Origin of the sequence: Collinsella sp. SGI.033 (assembly GCF_050315135.1) — a bacterium.
GTDB lineage: Bacteria > Actinomycetota > Coriobacteriia > Coriobacteriales > Coriobacteriaceae > Collinsella.
Map to the genome: position 1 here is coordinate 61,849 of NZ_JBNPOK010000009.1, position 19,262 is coordinate 81,110.

General features: G+C 59.2%; 15 protein-coding genes. 6 read left to right on the forward strand and 9 right to left on the reverse strand.

The annotated features are described in order from the left end of the window. Window positions 1-23: 23 nt before the first annotated feature. A complete protein-coding gene (gene thrC / locus ACQRC0_RS04440) occupies window positions 24-1,541 on the forward strand; it encodes a threonine synthase (RefSeq protein ID WP_427728100.1) in 1,518 nt (505 codons plus the stop codon). Between the two features lie 203 nt (window positions 1,542-1,744). Further along, entirely contained in the window at window positions 1,745-2,626 is an 882-nt protein-coding gene (gene thrB, locus ACQRC0_RS04445) for a homoserine kinase (protein ID WP_154514914.1), read from the forward strand. Between the two features lie 236 nt (window positions 2,627-2,862). Here thrB and yihA read toward each other — a convergent pair whose 3' ends face one another. The 9 genes from yihA to ACQRC0_RS04490 form a co-directional block, all read right to left on the reverse strand. Beyond that, window positions 2,863-3,453 carry a ribosome biogenesis GTP-binding protein YihA/YsxC gene (yihA, locus tag ACQRC0_RS04450; RefSeq protein ID WP_427728102.1) on the reverse strand — a complete coding sequence of 197 codons (591 nt, stop codon included), beginning with the start codon at window positions 3,451-3,453 and terminating at the stop codon, window positions 2,863-2,865. 42 nt (window positions 3,454-3,495) lie between these two features. Next, a complete protein-coding gene (gene mtnN, locus ACQRC0_RS04455; protein WP_427728104.1) occupies window positions 3,496-4,233 on the reverse strand; it encodes a 5'-methylthioadenosine/S-adenosylhomocysteine nucleosidase in 738 nt (245 codons plus the stop codon). Window positions 4,234-4,312: 79 nt separating this feature from the next. Further along, complete coding sequence (locus tag ACQRC0_RS04460) at window positions 4,313-5,401, reverse strand: serine hydrolase (protein ID WP_427728105.1); 1,089 nt, start codon at window positions 5,399-5,401, stop codon at window positions 4,313-4,315. 257 nt (window positions 5,402-5,658) lie between these two features. Continuing rightward, window positions 5,659-6,477 (reverse strand): pyruvate formate-lyase-activating protein, encoded by an 819-nt coding sequence (gene pflA / locus ACQRC0_RS04465; protein WP_427718181.1) that lies wholly within the window; start codon window positions 6,475-6,477, stop codon window positions 5,659-5,661. A 186-nt stretch (window positions 6,478-6,663) separates the two neighbouring features. Further along, window positions 6,664-7,524, reverse strand: coding sequence for a DegV family protein (locus tag ACQRC0_RS04470; protein ID WP_427728108.1), 861 nt, complete (start codon window positions 7,522-7,524; stop codon window positions 6,664-6,666). A 544-nt stretch (window positions 7,525-8,068) separates the two neighbouring features. Continuing rightward, window positions 8,069-8,320 carry an autonomous glycyl radical cofactor GrcA3 gene (gene grcA3 / locus ACQRC0_RS04475; RefSeq protein ID WP_055252439.1) on the reverse strand — a complete coding sequence of 84 codons (252 nt, stop codon included), beginning with the start codon at window positions 8,318-8,320 and terminating at the stop codon, window positions 8,069-8,071. Between the two features lie 85 nt (window positions 8,321-8,405). Beyond that, entirely contained in the window at window positions 8,406-10,457 is a 2,052-nt protein-coding gene (gene pflB / locus ACQRC0_RS04480) for a formate C-acetyltransferase (RefSeq protein WP_427718174.1), read from the reverse strand. Between the two features lie 469 nt (window positions 10,458-10,926). Next, window positions 10,927-11,949, reverse strand: coding sequence for a 2-keto-3-deoxygluconate permease (locus ACQRC0_RS04485; protein ID WP_427728110.1), 1,023 nt, complete (start codon window positions 11,947-11,949; stop codon window positions 10,927-10,929). A gap of 108 nt (window positions 11,950-12,057) precedes the next feature. After that, window positions 12,058-12,807: an SDR family NAD(P)-dependent oxidoreductase gene (locus ACQRC0_RS04490; protein ID WP_427728112.1), complete on the reverse strand. Its 750-nt coding sequence runs from the start codon at window positions 12,805-12,807 to the stop codon at window positions 12,058-12,060. Between the two features lie 250 nt (window positions 12,808-13,057). On the opposite strand from ACQRC0_RS04490, the gene ACQRC0_RS04495 reads away from it, so the two are divergent. From ACQRC0_RS04495 to ACQRC0_RS04510, 4 genes are all read left to right on the forward strand, one after another. Further along, a complete protein-coding gene (locus ACQRC0_RS04495; protein ID WP_154514934.1) occupies window positions 13,058-13,507 on the forward strand; it encodes a MarR family winged helix-turn-helix transcriptional regulator in 450 nt (149 codons plus the stop codon). Next, window positions 13,504-15,870, forward strand: a complete 2,367-nt coding sequence (locus ACQRC0_RS04500; RefSeq protein ID WP_427728114.1) for an ABC transporter ATP-binding protein — start codon at window positions 13,504-13,506, stop codon at window positions 15,868-15,870. The genes ACQRC0_RS04495 and ACQRC0_RS04500 overlap by 4 nt, the downstream gene beginning before the upstream one ends. Beyond that, the gene (locus ACQRC0_RS04505) at window positions 15,870-17,726 is read left to right on the forward strand and encodes an ABC transporter ATP-binding protein (protein ID WP_427728116.1); all 1,857 of its coding nucleotides are present in this window, start codon (window positions 15,870-15,872) and stop codon (window positions 17,724-17,726) included. Before ACQRC0_RS04500 ends, ACQRC0_RS04505 begins: the two co-directional genes overlap by 1 nt. A 305-nt stretch (window positions 17,727-18,031) precedes the next feature. Beyond that, window positions 18,032-19,063 (forward strand): 3-deoxy-7-phosphoheptulonate synthase, encoded by a 1,032-nt coding sequence (locus ACQRC0_RS04510; protein WP_427728119.1) that lies wholly within the window; start codon window positions 18,032-18,034, stop codon window positions 19,061-19,063. Window positions 19,064-19,262 lie beyond the last annotated feature (199 nt).

Consider the following 19,262-nt stretch of genomic DNA (forward strand, 5'->3'; position numbering starts at 1 on the left):
AGGCATCCGAGGAGCAGTGTTATATGGGAACTTATCATAGTACACGAGGACGCACTTTATCGTGCTCAAGTAAGGTGGCAATCCGCACCGGCATCGCTCCCGACGGGGGTTTGTTTGTCTCGGACGAGCTCGGCACCCAGCAGGTCGATATCAGCTCGCTTGCAGATAAATCGTACTTTGAAATCGCTCAAGATGTGTTGGGAATGTTACTGAATGATTACACGGGCGAAGAAATTTCGGCCTGTGTGAATGAGGCATATCGCGGCACGTTCGCGAGTGAAGAGGTTACGCCGCTCGTCAAACTCGACGCTGCGCCGGGCGCTGACGCCCCTCAGACCTATGTGATGGAGCTCTTTGGCGGCCCCACGAGTGCCTTTAAGGACGTCGCCCTGCAGATGCTCCCCCGCCTCATGGCCCGCACTTCCGCCAAGGACGGCGGCGCCGAGCGCATCATGATCGTCACCGCCACGTCGGGCGACACCGGCAAGGCCGCACTCGCCGGTTTTGCCGACGCTCCGGGCACGGGCATCACCGTCTTTTATCCCGAAGGCAAAGTCAGCCGCGTGCAGAATCTGCAGATGTCCACACAGGAAGGCGATAACGTCGCCGTCTGCGGCATTCGCGGCAACTTCGACGATGCCCAGAGTGCCGTCAAGCGCATCTTTGCCGATAAGGAGCTTGCCGAGCGCTTGGAGGCCGCCGGAACGGTGCTTTCGAGTGCCAACTCCATCAACGTCGGCCGTCTGGTGCCGCAGGTCGTCTACTACTTTGCCGCCTATGCGCAGCTGTTGCGCGCCGGCGCCATCGAGGCCGGCGACGCTGTGGAGTTCTGCGTACCGACCGGCAACTTTGGCGATATCCTGGCCGGCTACTATGCCAAGCGCATGGGTTTGCCCGTCGCCAAGCTCGTCGTCGCGAGCGACAAGAACAACGTGCTGGCTGACTTCCTGACCACCGGCGTCTACGACCGCAACCGTCCGTTCTTCACGACCATCTCGCCGTCGATGGACATCCTCATCAGCTCCAACCTGGAACGCATGCTCTACTTCCTGTCCGATGGCGACTGCGAGCTTGTTGCCAGCCTTATGGAGCAGCTGGCAAAGACTGGTCGCTATGAGGTTCCCGCCGACCTGCTGGCAAAGATTCAGAGCGTCTTTGGCTGCGGCTGGGCCAGCGAGGACGAGGTCCTCGCTGCCATTAAGAGCTGCTGGGATGCGAACGGCTACGTGATCGACCCGCACACCGCTTGCGGCTATCACGTCTTTGAAAAGGTCGCTCCCGCTGAGGGGGCCAAGGCCCGTGTGCTGCTTTCGACCGCCAGCCCCTACAAGTTCCCGCGTGCCTGCTGCGATGCTCTGGGGCTCAACGTTCCCGAGGACGACTTTGAGGCCATGCGCGTGCTCGAGCAGGCCACCAATACGGCCGCACCGGCACAGCTCGCCGAGCTCGAGTCCAAACCCGTCCGCTTCGAAGACGTCTGTGACGTCGATGAGATGGCAAGCTACGTCGAGTCTGCAGCAAAAAAGATGGCTACCAACTAAAACCCTTATTAAGCGCCGGCGAAAGCCGGCGCACCTTCTTTTATCAGATAACCCCCGGGATGATGACGAACGCCCACAGCGTGCCTGGCTGTTTAGTTCGTCGCGAGTTCCGCACGCAAAGGAAAGCACTTAATGTGCTTTCCGTCTTGCGCAGGACTGCCCGAGCAGCGAACTAAACAGCCAGGCACGCCAGGAGGACCCACATGATCAAAATCACCGTCCCAGCAACCAGCGCCAACCTAGGCATCGGCTACGACACCCTCGGCATGGCCGTCAGCCTCTACTCGCACTTCACCTTCGAGCGCGCTGACAAGCTCACCATCACGGGCTGCCCCGAGGAGTTCCAAAACGAGAACAACCTGGTCTACGTCAGCTTTGTCGATGCGCTGGCCGCATGGGGCGAGCCGGCTTTTCCCGTTGCCATCGACATTCAAACCGATGTACCCGTCGCTCGCGGCCTGGGTTCCAGCTCCACTTGCGTCGTCGCTGGCATTATGGCCGCCGCCGCACTGACAGGCCACACCGTCGACCGCGCTGAGCTCGTCCGCATTGCCACCGAGGTCGAGGGCCATCCCGATAACGTCGCTCCCGCCATTCTGGGCGGCGCCGTCTGCTCCTTTACGCCGACCGATTCGCTCCCCCAGTGCCTGCGCTACGAGGTAAGCGATCGCTTGCGTTTTATTACCGTGATTCCGCCCTACGAGGTTCACACGAGCGAGGCGCGCAAGGTCGTGCCGCAGGAGATTCCGCTCTCCACCGCCGTATGGCAAATGGGCCGTATCGCCGGCATGACGCGAGGCCTGGAGGCCGGCGACCTCGACCTGATTGCCGCCGCCAATGACGACCGCATCCAGGAGCCCTATCGTCGTCGCCTGATTCCCGACTACAACGCTGTGCGCGACACCTGCCTTAACGGCGGCGCCAAGACCATCTGGATCAGCGGTTCGGGCTCTACCCTTATGGCTGTGACCGACGACACCATCGTGGCAAAATTCCTGCAGGTCAAGCTGCGCGAGCAGTTCCCCAAGTGTGAGACGCACATTCTGACGTGCGACACGGAAGGCGCCCAGATCGAATACCTGTAGTCGCCGTACCTTATACCCGCCGGGGAGGCCAGGGGCTTTGCCCCCAAATCGTCCTCGGACATGGCAGGACCCCCGCTGCGCACTTCGTGCGGCGGGGGTCCTGCCGTCCTGCGGAAAGATTTGGGGGCAAAGCCCCTGGCCTCCCCTATGTTAACTTCGCCGGCGGCGGCTACAGGGACCTACACTCTGGAAAGTCGCCGGGCTGATGTTCTGCATTTTATTGATAGGGGCCCCTACTAGAGGCAGGCCTCGGCAATGCGGCGCTTGAGCTCGTCGATGCCGGTGCCGGTCTGGGAGCTTGTGATGATTACGTTTTCGGCCGGGACGTTGAGTTGCTTTTTGATGGCTGCCGCTTGGCGGGCCTGCTGGGTGCGGCTGAGTTTGTCGGCCTTGGTGAGGCAGACGATAAAGTTGAACTCGTTGCCCTGCAGGTAGTCGATCATGTCATGGTCGAGCTTGCTGGGGTCATGGCGAATGTCCACCAGCGACACAACCAGGTTAAAGCTGCGCTCGGAGTCGAAGAAGTCGCCGATGAGATCGGCCCAGCGGTCGCGCTCGGCCTTGGAACGACGGGCGAAACCGTAACCCGGCAGGTCCACAAAGTGCACGTCGTCGGCCTCGAAGAAATTGATATTGCTCGTCTTGCCCGGCGTGCTCGAAACCTTAACCAGGTTCTTGCGGCCAAAGAGCTTGTTCATGATGGACGACTTGCCCACATTGGAGCGGCCCACAAAGCTCACCTCGGGACAGGTGGACTCGGGGATCTGCGAAACCTTGCCGTAGCTGGCAACGAACTTGGCAAGCTGGTAGTTAATGGAATCGGCCATGGATACTCCTTGGTCGTAGGTTCTTACAATAGGGATGCACGATTACGCAGCGGCGATGCAGCGGACGATATCGAGTGTAATGCCGCTCGCGGTGCGGGCGTACTCGTCCAAATCGAACTCTCGCTCGCAAAACGCGTCATATGCCTCGTCACAATTATCGCTGATAGCACGCAGCACCAGACAATCGACACCGTTCTTGGCTGCAATATGGGCAATCGCAGCACCTTCCATCTCAACGCAATCGGCATGCGTCGCCTCGATGGCGGCGGTGCGCATGGCGTCGCCCGTTACAAAGCGGTCGCCTGTAGCGATAGTGCCAACCAGGAACTGTTTAGGGTCCTTCTCCGCAGCGGAATCAGAAGCGTAAGCATCGATAAACCCATGTTCGGCAAGCACGGTGGTGGCGATGTCAACCAGAGCCGGTGTCGAGGCAAACTCCTCAAGCTCCGGCGCCGACTCGGCGATGAGCGCCGTGTCGGTATCCAGATAGCGCAGGCACTTGCCAATAACCACGTCATTGATATGGAGTTTGGAGTTTAAGCCACCCGCAATGCCCGAAAACACAACGGCCTGCGGAGCATATCTGCTGATGAGATGCTGTGTTGCGCCAGCGGCGTTTACGGTTCCCATGCCAGCGGTCGTGGCGACCACTGACAGACCGTTGAGCTCGCCGCTTACAACGCTCAAGCCTGCCTCTTGCGACACATGGACGCCGTTCAGTTCTTCTTTAATCTGCGCAACCTCTTTTTCGAGTGCACCGATGATTGCGATGGTAGGCATACCATCCCCCAAACCCGTGAAAACTGTTTATCCACGGTATGGTACCAGCATTTTGACTCAACCGCGCAATACGAAGCCGTTAGGCCAGCGCAGCGCGGGTATCGTAGAGCGCCTTGGCGATGGCGGCCACGGCCTCACTCGAACGGTCACTCCACGGCATCGATGACATGATGCTCATAATGTAGGTGTCGCCATCGACATCGATGAGGCCAGCATCGCACGTCGCATTGCAACCTGCCTCGCTGATCCAACCGGCCTTGTTACGCACCATGGCATGGTCGTCCGCAATGCCGTCACGGATAAAGGACCGGGTCGTAGAGGCCAGAAGGCCCGACAGCCATTGCGACGTCTCGCTCTCGCGGCTCAAATACTCGCTCATCTCGCGCCACAACTTGGCCGAGGTGCGCGGGCAGTAGGTTGGGAAATCGCTCATTGGATCGAGCGCGACCTCGTCTTCGACGCCGAGTGCGGCAATCCAATCCTCGTAGCCATCTTGATCAAACGTTGCACGCAACGCGATAAACGAGTCGTTATCCGAGTTGACGACCGAGGTCTCGATCAGGTCGCGAACCGTCAGCCAGCCCATACTGTAGCCGCCATAGGTGCCCAGAGTATCATCGAGCGATACTTGCCCTGTCTCGACCAGTAACTCGCAGACGTAGAGTACATAGAGCGCCTTGTAGCTGCTCGCACCGTACACCTCGGCGTCCGCGTTATATGTCACGCCCTTGCCGCTCGACAGATTGTAAAACACCACGCCCACGTCGCCCAATTCCTGGGCCTGATCAAGGGTATCTTGGAGCGCGGCGAGGCTCTCATCCTCCAGGGCGGGGATCTGGTCATCAACCAGTGAGAAGGTCTGCACGGTATCGCCTGAGGGAATATCGTTAAAGTCCGCCTTCGAAAGCCTCGTCTTGAGGCTCGCTGTCGACAGGGTTTGACTTGCGGTGGCTTTAGATTCAGAGATCTTTTTGTTTTGCGTCTGTACCGTTGACGCATCTGAGTGTGCCATTCGCTCCGACGCGTAGGTTTTAGCGGTAATTCCGAGGATAATAACCGCCAACGTTAGTATCCCCATGGCGGCAATCTTCGTCACGCGGATGCGAGCGTCGGCAAGGCCACGCGAAGACGTGCCCTTCGTCTCATATCTGCTGCTATGCTGCGGCACATGCTCGTCCCGCGATGCGTCGTTTCGCACGTGGTCTCCTGGCTGCTCCCGTTCATATACGAGCAGCATAATACCGAGCAGGCATTTCTTTCCAAAGATATTCAGAAGCGTTTAAGGTGTCTTTAAAGAAACCACAAGCGTATTTATCCAAATGGCACGATTCTGTTGCACATCTCACCGCAACCCAGAGAGCAGTCTTTTTAGGACGGGGCTCTTTTAGCTACTTCTCCACCCTACCGGCCCCAAATGAGCTACCCCTAGCCGATGGCGTTTTTGAGTTCCGCGCGGCGTTTTTTCATGCCCGTCATGACGGCGTTGCGCAGCTCGGGCATGCGCGCGGTATCCATCTGCGGAACGCCCTCGAGCTTATAGGGAATCCCCAGCTGCTCATACTTGACGACGCCCATCGTGTGATACGGCAGCATTTCCAGGCCCACCACGTTATGCCACGGGGCAATCAGACGACCGAGTGCCTCGCACTCCTCTGCCGTGTCGGTAATGCCCGGTACTACCACGTGACGGATAACGACCTTGATCCTGCGACGCGCCAGCTCATCGCCAAACGCCAGGATGCGCGCAGGATCGCAACCGGTCAGCTTTTTATGCTCGACGGGATCGGCGTGTTTAATGTCGAGCAGCACCATATCGGTCTCGTTGAGTACGGCATCGAACTTCTCGGGATGCGCGGGGTCGAACGCATAGCCACAACTATCCAAGCAGGTATGTACGCGACCATCGGGGTTGTTGTGCATTGCGCGGAACAGGTCGGCCAAGAACTCAGGCTGCAGGAGCGGCTCGCCACCGGATACCGTAATACCACCGCTGCGGTAAAACTCATGGTTGCTCTGGAACTCGTCTATCAGGTGCTCGACGGTCACCATGGTGCCGCCGTTAACCGACCAGGTATCGGGGTTGTGGCAATACGCACAGCGCATGGGGCAGCCCTGAACAAACACCACAAAGCGGATGCCGGGTCCATCGACCGTTCCCATCGTCTCGATCGAATGCACGCGGCCCAGGGCAAACGCGGAGTCCTCAGGACGAGCGTCCATACCCTCGAGCTTCATCTCAGCCATTCCCGCTACCTTACCTCTCATTGGTTTTAGCTACATAAATGCCAGAGTCATTCTAGCCTATATGCTTGATGGCGAAACGGTTTAGCGGTCAATTGGATTGTCCTATTTGGCCCCATGCAAAAGCGGCGGGAAGGTTGTCGCAACCCGCCCGCCGCCGAGGCAATAGAAATCGATAGACGCCAGGCGTTACGCCTTGAGCGTGAGCACCGCGCCGAAGGCGGTCGGGCCGCAATGGCTCGAGATGACGCCGCCGACCTGAGTCCAGGTAACGTCCTTAAAGCCCAGGTCGTGCGCATAGACTTCCATGTCGTCGCGCAGCTCCTCGGAAAGGCCTACCGAATACGCCAGGCCAATGTGCGAGTAGTCAATTTCGCCCTTCGCAACCATGTGGTCAATAAAGGCGCGGGCGCACTTGAGCATAGAGCCGCGGAACTTCTTGGTCGCCACGAACTTGCCGCCCGTTACCTCAATGCAGGGCTTAATCTTGAGCAGATGGGCACCTAGGAACGCCACGTTGGACAAGCGACCGCCCGCCTTAAGGAAGGCAAGGTCGGTAGGAACAAAGCCCAGCAACACGCGGTCCATAACGGAGTTCGTAAAAGCAAAGATCTCGTCGACGGTGGCATCGGGATGAGCCTCGATGTATTTGGCGGTCTCGACGACAACAAGCGACTGGCCCACCGAGACAAAACGCGTGTCCATGGAGAACACGTAGTCGCGCCCCTCTGCCGCGATCTTCGAGGACTGATGCGAACAGGTCGTGGCCTCGGAATACGCAAGATGCAAAATGGTCGCGTCGGGCTGCTCGGCGTGAATGCGGTCGTACACGCGAGAGAAATCTGCCGGCGCGCAGCCGCTGGTCTTGGGCATCACGCCAAACTCGTTGCAGCGCGAATAGATCTCGAGCGGATCGATCGAGCCGTCCTCGACGGTCTCGTCACCAATCGTGACATGCATGGGCACACGCATGATGCCGTAGCGTTCGCAGAGCTCTGGCGTCACATCCGAACCAGATTCAACCACGATTACGTACTTGCCCATTCTCATCACGACCCATCTCGACGTTGACTTTTTAATATGTGACGCACGTCCGCCGTCCTGCTACAGAACGGTCTCCAAGCGCCAAAGAGACGCCGTCCCTTGCACAAAACAAAGGACAGCGTCTCCCTGGAAAACTCCGTTCTTAACTGAGATTTTACACGGTTTATTACTAAGTGTTACTTACTCCGCAAACGGTAGCTATATGCGATAAACGGTAGCAAGTAAGTATCCAGAACGCTCAACCCATTAGGAGAGTTCCGCCTAAAGGGTGACTACACAGGACCCCCGCCGGGGCTGTTTGGGCTACCTCCCAAAACATTCCGCAGGACGCAAGAAGCCCTCGCCGCACGAAGTGCGCAGCGAGGGCTTCTTGCATGTCCGAGGACACCAATTTAATTTAGCGTGGTTCCCTAAAGTGCGATAACGCAGGAGACCCGGCAAGGCCGGGAGCACTTTGCCTCGCAAACATTCCGCAGCCGCGAAGCGGCGAGGACGTTTGAGAGGCAAAGTGCGTAGGCCTTACCGGGTCTCCGGTGGGAGTTGAGTCCCTTTAGAACTTGTTGTGGAAGGTACGCGAAATGACCTCGTCCTGCTGCTCCTTGGTGAGCGTGTGGAAGTTCACGGCATAGCCGGAAACGCGGATGGTCAGCTGCGGGTACTTCTCGGGGTGAGCCTGAGCGTCGAGCAGCGTCTCACGGTTGAAGACGTTGATGTTCAGGTGGTGGCCACCCTTCTCGGCGTAAGCGTCGAGCATGTGGACCAAGTTATCGGCCTGAGTCTCGGAAACTTCAGAAACCTTCATAATGTGTCTCCTTCAATCGATCGGCGCCGGCCGAAACCGGCGCACTAATCAGTAATCGTTATTGTTAGTATAGCACTAACAATAGTTACTCGCCCAGCTGATCAAGGTCGATATCACCAAAGAACACCTGGTCCTCCTTGCCGAGCGCGCCCGGGATGATGGAGAAGGTGTTGGAGATGCCGTCCTGGGCATCGCGGAACGGGAGCTTGGAAACCGAAGACAGCGAAGCGATGGCGCCCTGGCTATCGCGCTTGTGCATGGGGTTAGCACCCGGGGCGAACGGCTGGCCAGCCTTGCGGCCGTCGGGCGTGGAGCCGGTCTTCTTACCGTACACGACGTTGGAGGTAATGGTCAGAACCGAGGTCGTGGGCACGGAGTTGCGGTAGGTGTCGTTCATGCGGATGTACTCCATGAACTGGTGCACAACGTCGTGAGCGATCTGGTCGACGCGGTCGTCGTCGTTACCGTACTTGGGGAACTCGCCCTCGGTCTCGAAGTCGACGATGATGCCGTTCTCGTCACGGACGGGGTGAACCTTGGCGTACTTGATGGCGGACAGGGAGTCAGCCACGACGGAAAGGCCAGCGATGCCCGTAGCGAACCAGCGGTGCACGTGCTTGTCGTGCAGAGCCATCTGGATGCGCTCGTAGCAATACTTGTCGTGCATGTAGTGAATGATGTTCAGCGAGTTGACGTACACGCCAGCGAGCCACTTCATCATGTCGTTGTACTTGGCCATAACGTCATCGTAATCGAGCGTGTCGCCCTCGACGGCGCGATACTTGGGGCCGACCTGCTTCTTGGAGACCTCGTCAACACCGCCGTTGAGTGCGTACAGCAGGCACTTGGCCAGGTTGGCACGAGCGCCGAAGAACTGCATCTCCTTGCCAATGCGCATGGAGGACACGCAGCAGGCGATGCCGTAGTCGTCGCCGTGGTAAACGCGCATGAGGTCGTCGTTCTCGTACTGGACCGAGGAGCTGGCGACAGAAGTCTTGGCGCAGAACTTCTTGAAGTTCTCGGGAAGACGGGTCGACCACAGAACGGTCATGTTGGGCTCGGGGCTGGTGCCCATGTTCTCGAGCGTGTGCAGGTAGCGGAAGCTCATCTTGGTAACGAGCGTACGGCCGTCAACACCCATGCCGCCGATGGACTCGGTGACCCACTGCGGATCGCCGGTAAACAGGGCCTGGTACTCGGGGGTACGGGCAAACTTGACCATGCGGAGCTTCATGATGAAGTGATCCACGAACTCCTGGATCTGCTCCTCGGTGAAGGTGCCGTTGGCAAGGTCACGCTCAGCGTAGATGTCGATGAACGTAGAGGTACGGCCGATGGACATAGCGGCGCCGTTCTGCTCCTTGACGGCAGCGAGGTAGGCGAAGTACATCCACTGGATGGCCTCCTGCGTGTTGGTAGCAGGTTTGGAAATATCGAAACCATAGGTCTCGGCCATCATCTTGAGCTCGCCGAGGGCGCGGATCTGCTCCTGCAGCTCCTCGCGATCGCGGATGTTGTCGGCGGTCATGACCGTCGGGGTGGAAGCCTTCTGGGCCTCCTTATCCTTGATCAGGTAGTCGACGCCGTACAGGGCGACACGACGGTAGTCGCCGATGATGCGGCCGCGGCCATAGCCATCGGGCAGACCGGTGATAATGTGAGCCGAGCGGCAAGCACGCATCTCGGGGGTGTAGACATCGAAGACGCCGGCGTTGTGGGTCTTGCGCTCGAAGGTGTAGCGCTCGACGACGTTCTCGTCGATCTTGTAGCCGTGCTGGCTGGCAGCCTGGCAAGCGATGCGGATACCACCGTTGACGTGCAGAGCGCGCTTGAGCGGCTTGTCAGTCTGAAGACCGACGATGGTCTCCTTCTCGCGGTGGGCGTTATCGATGTAGCCAGCGGGGTGGCTCACGATACCCGTGACAGTCTTGGTGTCCATATCGAGGACGCCGCCCTGCTCGCGCTCCTTGAGCAGCAGGTCGAGAACCTCGCCCCACAGCTCCTTGGTACGCTCGGTCGGACCGGCGAGGAACGATTCGTCGCCCTCGTAGGGGGTGTAGTTCTTCTGGATGAAGTCTCGGACGTCAACCTCTCCCGTCCAGATGCCTTCCTTGAAGCCTTCCCATGCCTCCTGCATTGTGTAACCACGCTCCTAGTTACGTATAATGCGGCGCTCTCTCACACCGCTGCTTATTGAATTCTTGAATGTTCGGGTTGCATGACCGGCTTCATTCGCCTTCCATCGCGCGTTAGCACAGGGAAAAACGTTTGTCCACCTTGGAACTGCAACCCAAAACCCAAGATTTCACCCGTTTGAGAAGGATAACATAGCTACCCCCTTCATCAGGGCTGTTATATGTTTCTTTTTTTATACCATTAGGGCGTTTTTAACAAATCCGCAGGAAATGCGAGCGTGAACAACTACCGTTCACCGATTTGTTTGGTATTTTTCCTTGCCTTTGTACGACGTTCACTCTAGCTGTTATGCCAGCTTTAGCAGGGTAAAGTGTCCCAGAGACCCACAGAAACTGCAGGGCGGCCCCGGGATTTCCCCCGGGGCCGCCCTGTGGCGTGGCTAGTTATTTAGCTTTGATTGCCGCTTGGCATTAAGCGGCTGCGGTGACCCTGTCGGCCGCGGCCTTTTTGCTGTCGCCGTGACCCTGGCCCTCAAAATGCTTGTAGCACCAGCTGGTGACCAGCGGGGTCAAAATGGCCGTCACGATGGCGCACGCTGCAACCTGCGCCGTAGCCGTCGCGAGCACGGCGCCACCGTACATGGCCTCGTTGACACTCGCCATGGCGGCAGGCGTGGCCACATTGGCTCCGGCGCAGCTCGAAATGGCCGCACCTGCGACACCCGTGCCGCCCGTGAACTTATCGACCGCGATGACGGGAATTGCAAAGACCACCGAGCAGATCACGCCGAGCAGGATGCCGGGAAGACCGCCGTTGATGAGCTGGCCAAAGGTCATGGTCGAGCCCATGGCAAAGAAGACGAGCACGATGATGGCGGAAAGTGCCGGAGCCATCATCTTCTTAAAGCTCGGGAAGAGGTTACCCAGAATAATGCCGACGACGATCGGCAGGATGGCGCCCACGAGCGACCAGCCGATCGGAGCCTGGCCAGCAGCGCCGAGCACGATCATTGTGACCGGAGGGCCGACAACGAGTGTGGTGATGGCGACGGCGCCACGTTCGGCCTCGTTGCCCATGGTGCCCATCAGACCAGCGTACATAGCGTTGTTGGCGCCGGTGCAAGCCGCCAGCATCACCATGGCAGAGATGCCAAACAGGTTGTCGTTGAATACATAAAGGATGAGCAGCGACACGGCAACGACCACGATCTGCTTGACAGCGATGATGATGGCGCCGCGTGCAGCGGCGGCAGGAGCACTTTTAAACGAAATCGTCGTACCGACGATGAGCAAAAAAGCGCCCACGAGCGGGCTTGCACCCAGCTGGGTCATGCCAAGCGTAAAGCTGCCGAGCGTTTTGAACAGGTCGGGGAATAGCGTGTTGAGCAAGCAGCCCAGCAAAAGCGGCACCAAAATATTGGCGCCCGGGATGGAGGACATCTTAAAGAACGGCTCCTTTGCAGCCGGCGCCTCCACCGCAGTCGATTCACTCATATATATCTCCTTTGGATGCATGCGAATCGTAGCCGCACGCGCCTATGTCAGAAAGAAGGCGACAACCCCGATTCGCCAGGGTCGCCGCCAAACGATTACCGCGGGGTATTACCCGTCCAGGACGATGCCGCCGTCGCAGTCACCGATCTCGCCGTTCACGAAGCTGGCGAGGTCGGAAGCGAAGAACAGCACCATCTGCGCAGGCTCGCTGGCCTGGGCGGCGCGGCCCAGAGGAATACCGTTGATGATGCGCTGAGAGTTCTCGTCAGAAAGGATCGACGTCATGTCGGTAAGCGTGAGCGACGGGCACACAGCGTTGCAGCGGATGCCGAACTTACCGCCCTCCTTGGCGACCGCCTTGGTAAGGCCGTTGACACCGGCCTTGGAGCTCGCGTAGGCCGCGGTGCCGAGCAGGCCGCCGCCGATCTTGCCAGCAACGGAGCTCACGTTGACGATAGTGCCGGCATGTGCCGCCTTAAAGTGCGGGTACACGGCATTCATCATGGTAAAGGTGCCGTTGAGGTTGATGTCGATGGTGCGACGCCACTCGGTGTCGTCGATCTCGTCAAACTTCTTGGTGCTGATGACACCGGCGCAGTTGATCAGGATGTTGGTTTGCGGCAGGTCCGTAAAAATCTGCTCGACGGTCTCGCGCGCCTTGGGCGCATCGGCGACATCGAGCTGATAGAACTTGTTGCCCTCGCCAAGCTCGGCCACAGCCGCCTCGCCCTTAGCAGCGTTCCTTGCGATGAGCGCGACGTGTCCGCCGCCCGCAACGATACCCTTGGCAATCTCGAGGCCAATGCCCTGAGTGCCACCGGTAACGATCGCGGTTTTACCCGTGAAGTCAAATGCCATGACTCCAACCCCCTTGATTCAGATGTCTCCTTGCGGGAAGTTGGAGCATCGCACATGGCGATAAATGAGTCCCAGTCGTCATGGTGGTGACAACCCCTCGCCTAACCGCGGGCATGATAGTTCTTTGAAACGCTTCAGCAATTGAATTATTTTAAGTCTTTATGCGCTCTTAATATTGCCCACTGCATGAGGCCCGCATATGGGGGTATCATCTTCTACCAAAAATAGTTTCTAGTGTTAGGGGTTTTCGGTGAAAGATACCGATTTCCGTGAACTTGGGCGTCAGCTCCTTACCGAGTTCGGCAGTATGCATCAGCGCATTTCGCGCTTTGCGGACAAAGCCCTCAGTGGTGAGATGGCCGTCATGCGCGCCCTCATGCTCGCAGGCGGTTCGCTCACGCCAAGCGAACTCGCCGATCGTGCCTGGGTCTCGAGCGCCCGCATCGCCAATATCCTGCGCGCTCTCGAAGCCAAAGGCTGGGTCGAGCGCGAGCACTCAAAGACCGACCGTCGTCGCGTACACGTCACGGTGACCGACAAGGGATTCCATGATCTCGAAATCAAGCATCGGGAATTCGAGGACCGCACCGCGGCCTTCCTCGAGCAGCTCGGCGAAACAGATACCCAAGAGATGGTGCGCCTTCTTAGGCGTGCCAACGAAATTATCGACCGCAATCAAGAAAGGAGAGATGCCGAGTGAGAATTCTCAAGCTCTTTAAAAAGCATGTCCTGGCACTGTTCGCAGCTATCGTACTTATCGTAATCAGCTGCAACGCCGATCTGGCGCTGCCTACGTATATGAGCGACATCGTCGACGTGGGCGTGCAGCAAGGCGGTATCGCCTCGCCCGTACCTGACACCATTCGCACCGAATCGCTCGACGACCTCGAACTCTTTATGAGCGATAAGGACGCCAAAGCTGTGGAGGCCGTGTTTAGCAAGGCGGATAATAACGGCATTCGAACGTACAAGGGCACCGAGGAAGAGCGCGCCGACGGCGGCAAGATTGCCGACATCGTGAGCCTGCCCGAGACCGTCGTCCTTTCGTTCAACCAGGGCATTGACGCCAACTCCATGGATGACATGATGGGTTCGTCCAGCGAGAATAACAACAACGCCGCCCAGGCCATGCCCACCCCCGAGCAGATGGCGGCAATGACGCCCGAGCAGCTCGCCGAGATGCAGCAGAAGGCCGCGGCGGCGCAGAACATGCAAAAGCAGATTGATACCGACGGCGGTAAGATCACCATGAAGAGCCTGCGCCTAGGCGTTGAAGGCGGCCTAATCGACCAGGGCAAGCTCGTCGAGGGCGCCAACGATATGGCGGACAAAATGGGCTCCATGTCGGGTTCCATCGTGACCCAACGCGCCGTGAGCTATGTACAAGACGAGTACAAGGCGCAGGGCATCGACCCCGCCGACGTGCAGAACGCCTATCTGGGCCGCATGGCAACCACGATGTTTGGTCTGTGCCTGATCTCGCTCATCGCCACCATCCTGACCGGCGCCGTGGCCTCGCGCACCGCCTGTTCCATCGCACGCGACCTGCGCCGCGAGACCTTCAACAAGGTTATGCACTTCTCGCCGGCCGAGGTGGGCAAGTTTAGCCAGGCCTCGCTCATCACCCGCTGCACCAACGACATTCAGCAGATTCAGATGGCCGCAACCCTGTTTATCCGCATGTGCCTGATGGCCCCCGTCATGGGCATCGTCGCCGTCATGCGCGTCCTGGCCAACCACACCGGCCTGGAATGGACCATCGCTGTGGCCATCATCGCGGTCTCGGCCGTCGTCGGCGTGCTTATGGGCCTCACCATGCCCAAGTTCAAAAAGATGCAGAGCTTTGTGGACCGCGTGAACCTCACCGCCCGCGAGCTGCTCGACGGCCTTATGCCCATCCGCTCGTTCAACCGCGAGGAGCATGAGCTCGAGCGTTTTGACAAGGCTTCGCTCGACCTAATGACCACGCAGCTCTACACCAATCGTGCCATGAGCTTTATGATGCCGCTCATGATGCTCGTCATGAACTGCATCACCGTGCTTATCGTCTGGTTTGGCGCGCAGGGCGTGTCCGATGGCGTGATGCAGGTCGGCAACATGATGGCGTTTATCTCCTATACCATGCAGATCGTCATGGCGTTTATGATCCTCACCATGGTTTCGGTCATCCTGCCCCGCGCCGAGGTCGCAGCCGAGCGCGTGGAAGAGGTCATCACCTGCCCCACGAGCATCAACGACCCCGCCTCGCCCAAACTGCCCGCCGCCAGCGCACCGCGCGGTGAGCTCACCTTCCGCGACGTGAGCTTCCAGTATCCCGATGCCCGCGCCGACGTCATTAGCGGCGTGAACTTCACCACGCATGCCGGTCAGATGCTCGGTATCATTGGTTCCACGGGCTCGGGCAAGTCCACGCTCGTACAGCTGATTCCGCGCTTATACGACGTCACGGGCGGCAGCATTTCACTCGACGGCATCGACGTGCGCGATATGACCCTTTCCGAGCTTCGCCGCCGCATTGGTTACATCCCGCAGCAGGGGCGTCTGTTCTCGGGCACCGTGGAGAGCAACCTTAAGTTTGCCGGCGACATGGTAAGCGACGAGAACATGCACGAGGCCGCGCGCATCGCCCAAGCCGAGGACTTTATCGCCGAGCGCGAGGGCGGCTACGACTCCCCCATCAGCCAGGGCGGCTCCAATGTCTCGGGCGGTCAGCGCCAGCGTCTGGCCATCGCCCGCGCGTTGGCAAAAAAGCCCGAGGTCCTGGTGTTCGATGACTCGTTTAGCGCCCTCGACTACAAGACCGACGCGCGCCTGCGCGAAGAGCTTGCCAAAAACGTTACCGACGCCGCGCTCGTTGTCGTAGCCCAGCGCATCGCGACCATCATGCACGCCAACCAGATCATCGTGCTCGACGACGGTCACGTGGTGGGCACTGGTACGCACGAGGAGCTGCTGCACAGCTGCCCGGCGTACCTGGAGATCGCACAGTCGCAGCTTTCCGCCGAGGAGCTGGGGCTCACTCAAGAAGAAATTGCAGCCGTTATGGAGGGAGGCGAGCACTAATGGCAGACGAGACCAAGACTCAGATTCCCAAGCCCACCCGCCAGCGCGGTCCCATGGGCCGCATGGGTGGCATGGGCCGCGGCGAGAAGGCCAAGGACTTTAAGGGCGCCATGCGGCAGTTGCTCGGCTATATCGGTCAACACAAGGTTGCCGTGCTTGCCGCCGTCGCCTTTGCCGTGTGCTCGGTCGTCTTTAACATTGTGGGACCCAAGGTGCTCGGCCAGGTTACGACCAAGCTGTTCGAAGGCCTGGTCGCCAAGGTCAACGGTACCGGCGATGTCGACTTTGCCTGGATCGCCAAGACGCTCGGCTTTTTGCTCTGCCTGTATCTGGCAAGCTCTGTTTGCAGCCTCATCCAGGGCTGGCTCATGACCGGCGTCACGCAAAAGATTTGCTACCGCATGCGCAAGGAAATCGCCGCCAAGATCGCTGTCGTGCCGATGAGCTACTTTAACGGACACAGCAAGGGCGATGTGCTCAGCCGCATCACCAACGACGTCGATACGCTGGGTCAGTCGCTCAACCAGAGCGTGACGCAGCTCATCACGTCGGTGACGCAGATTATCGGCGTGCTCGTCATGATGCTGTCGATCAGCCTGCCGCTTACCGGCGTCACCGTGCTCACACTGCCGGCCGCCGCGATTATCCTGACCGTGATGATTCATTTCTCGCAGCCGTACTTCCGCGAGCAGCAGCAGGTCCTGGGCACCGTCAACGGCATTATCGAGGAGGACTTTGCCGGCCAGAACGTCATTCAGGTGTTCGACCGCGCCGAGGCCTCAATCGAAGAGTTCGACCGTCAAAACGACCGCCTCTTTATTAGTGGCTGGCGCTCGCAGTTCCTGTCGGGCCTGATGATGCCGCTTATGAGCTTGGTGGGCAACATGGGCTACGTGGGCGTGGTCGTGGTGGGCGCACAGCTCGCGCTGACCGGCAATGCCACGCCCGGCGACATCCAGAGCTTTATCCAGTACGTTCGCAACTTTACGCAACCCGTGCAGCAGCTGGGCAACGTGAGCAACACGATGCAGTCTATGGCCGCTGCCACCGAGCGCGTCTTTGAGTTCCTGGCCGCGCCCGAGGAGGAGCAGAAGGCCGACGCGCAGATTCCCGAAAAGCGCCCTGGCCATGTGGAGTTTGACCACGTCAAGTTTGGCTACACGCCCGACAAGACCATCATCCACAACTTTAGCTGCGAGGCACGGCCCGGCCAGACCATCGCCATCGTCGGTCCCACCGGCGCGGGCAAGACCACGCTCATTAAGCTGCTACAGCGCTTCTACGACGTGGACGGCGGCTCGCTGCGCGTCGATGGCGTCGACGTACGCGATTGGGACCGCGCGGCACTGCGCGGCGAGTTTGCCATGGTGTTGCAGGATACGTGGCTGTTTAACGGCACCATCCGCGAGAACATCCGCTACGGACGCCCCGATGCAAGCGATGCCGAGGTCGAGGCCGCTGCACGCGCTGCACGCTGCGACCACTTTATCCATACGCTCGCCGGCGGTTACAACTTTATGATCAACGAGGAAGGCACCAACCTTTCGCAGGGCCAACGCCAGCTCGTGACCATTGCCCGCGCCATTTTGGCCGACCGCCCGGCGCTGATTTTGGACGAGGCGACATCCAACGTCGATACCCGCACCGAGGAGCTTATTCAGCGCGCCACGGATGCGCTGATGCAGGGCCGCACCAGCTTTGTTATCGCACACCGCCTGTCCACGATCCGCAACGCCGACGTGATCTTGGTAATTCGCGACGGCGACATCGTCGAGAAGGGCACGCACGACGAGCTGCTCGCCCAGGGCGGCTTCTACGCCGACCTGTACAACTCGCAGTTCGACGAAGCCGCGTAAATTCTGCCGCAGGGAACGAATAACACCCGAGAACGGGGGCGCAGGACAACCTGCGCTCCCGTTTTTTGTTCTGCGACCCTCAAACCGCCTCCCCTGGGACCAAATCGACGGCCTCTTCCAAGCCGCGTGGCATCATTCCATTCCAGGGCCAGTTGACGTTTGACCAGTTAAAACCTGCCAAAATAAACCTGTCCCTTTTTGGCAGGTTTTGGGGTGATGAGGGCTTGCACTTTAGCGTGCGACAGCGGATAATGCCGAGCATTCGACAATGCACACTTTGTCTTATTTGATTGAGGAGGCCCCGTATGGCCATGGAATTCAAGCGCAGGCTGCCGATCCCCATGGAAATCCGCGAGGAAATGCCACTTTCCGCCGATCTTACCGCCAAAAAACAGGCATTCGACGCCGAGGTCGCCAAGGTCTTTACCGGCGAGGACGCGCGCAAGGTGCTCATCATCGGCCCGTGCTCTGCCGACCGCGAGGACTCGGTGCTTGAGTACATGAGCCGACTGGCCAAGGTCGCCGAAGAGGTCAAGGACAAACTCATCATCATTCCGCGCGTCTATACCAACAAGCCGCGTACCAAGGGCACTGGCTACAAGGGCCTGCTGCACAACCCCAACCCCGAGGCTCCCGACGACCTGCTCGAGGGCGTCAAGGCCATCCGCCATATGCACCTGCGCGTCATCGAGGAGACCGGTTTCTTTACCGCCGATGAGATGCTCTACCCGTCCAACTACCAGTACCTCGTCGACCTGCTGAGCTACGTCGCCGTGGGCGCGCGCTCGGTCGAGAACCAGGAGCATCGTCTGGTGTCGAGCGGCATTTCGGTGCCTGTGGGCATGAAGAACCCCACCGCCGGTTCCACCACCGTTATGCTCAACTCCATCTACGCCGCCCAGGCACATCAAAGCTTCATCTTCCGCAACTGGGAGGTCGAGTGCGACGGCAATCCGCTCGCGCACGCCGTCATGCGTGGCTACATTGGTCTCGACGGTCGTACCTACCCCAATTACCACTACGAGCATCTGGAGCGTCTGGCTGAGCGCTATACCGAGCATGCCGGCTACGCCAACCCGGCGGCGATCATCGACTGCAACCACGACAACTCGGGCAAGCGCCCGCTGGAGCAGCACCGCATCTGCAAGGAGGTGCTCGACAGCTGCCGCCGCAACGAGTCCATCTCCAAGCTGGTCAAGGGCTTTATGATCGAATCCTACCTGGAGGACGGCAACCAGTCTGTCGACGGCGGCGTCTTTGGCAAGTCCATCACCGACCCGTGCCTGGGCTGGGAAAAGACCGACTACCTCATCCACGAGATCGCAGAACGGGTTTAGTTACGCGGTTTTACCAAACCGCGTAACTACTCGACGCTGCGCGGGCCGCATTTGGACAATCTGACGCTCAACTTCAAGGGCGCGACCAGAAGGTCAGCGCCCTTTCGTTTCACGTCACCTTGTCTCAAATGCGGCCCGCTCGCTGTCCGTCCTCTACCTGCGGCGCCGTCTTGCTCCGAACGCGACAGTTAGGGACGTT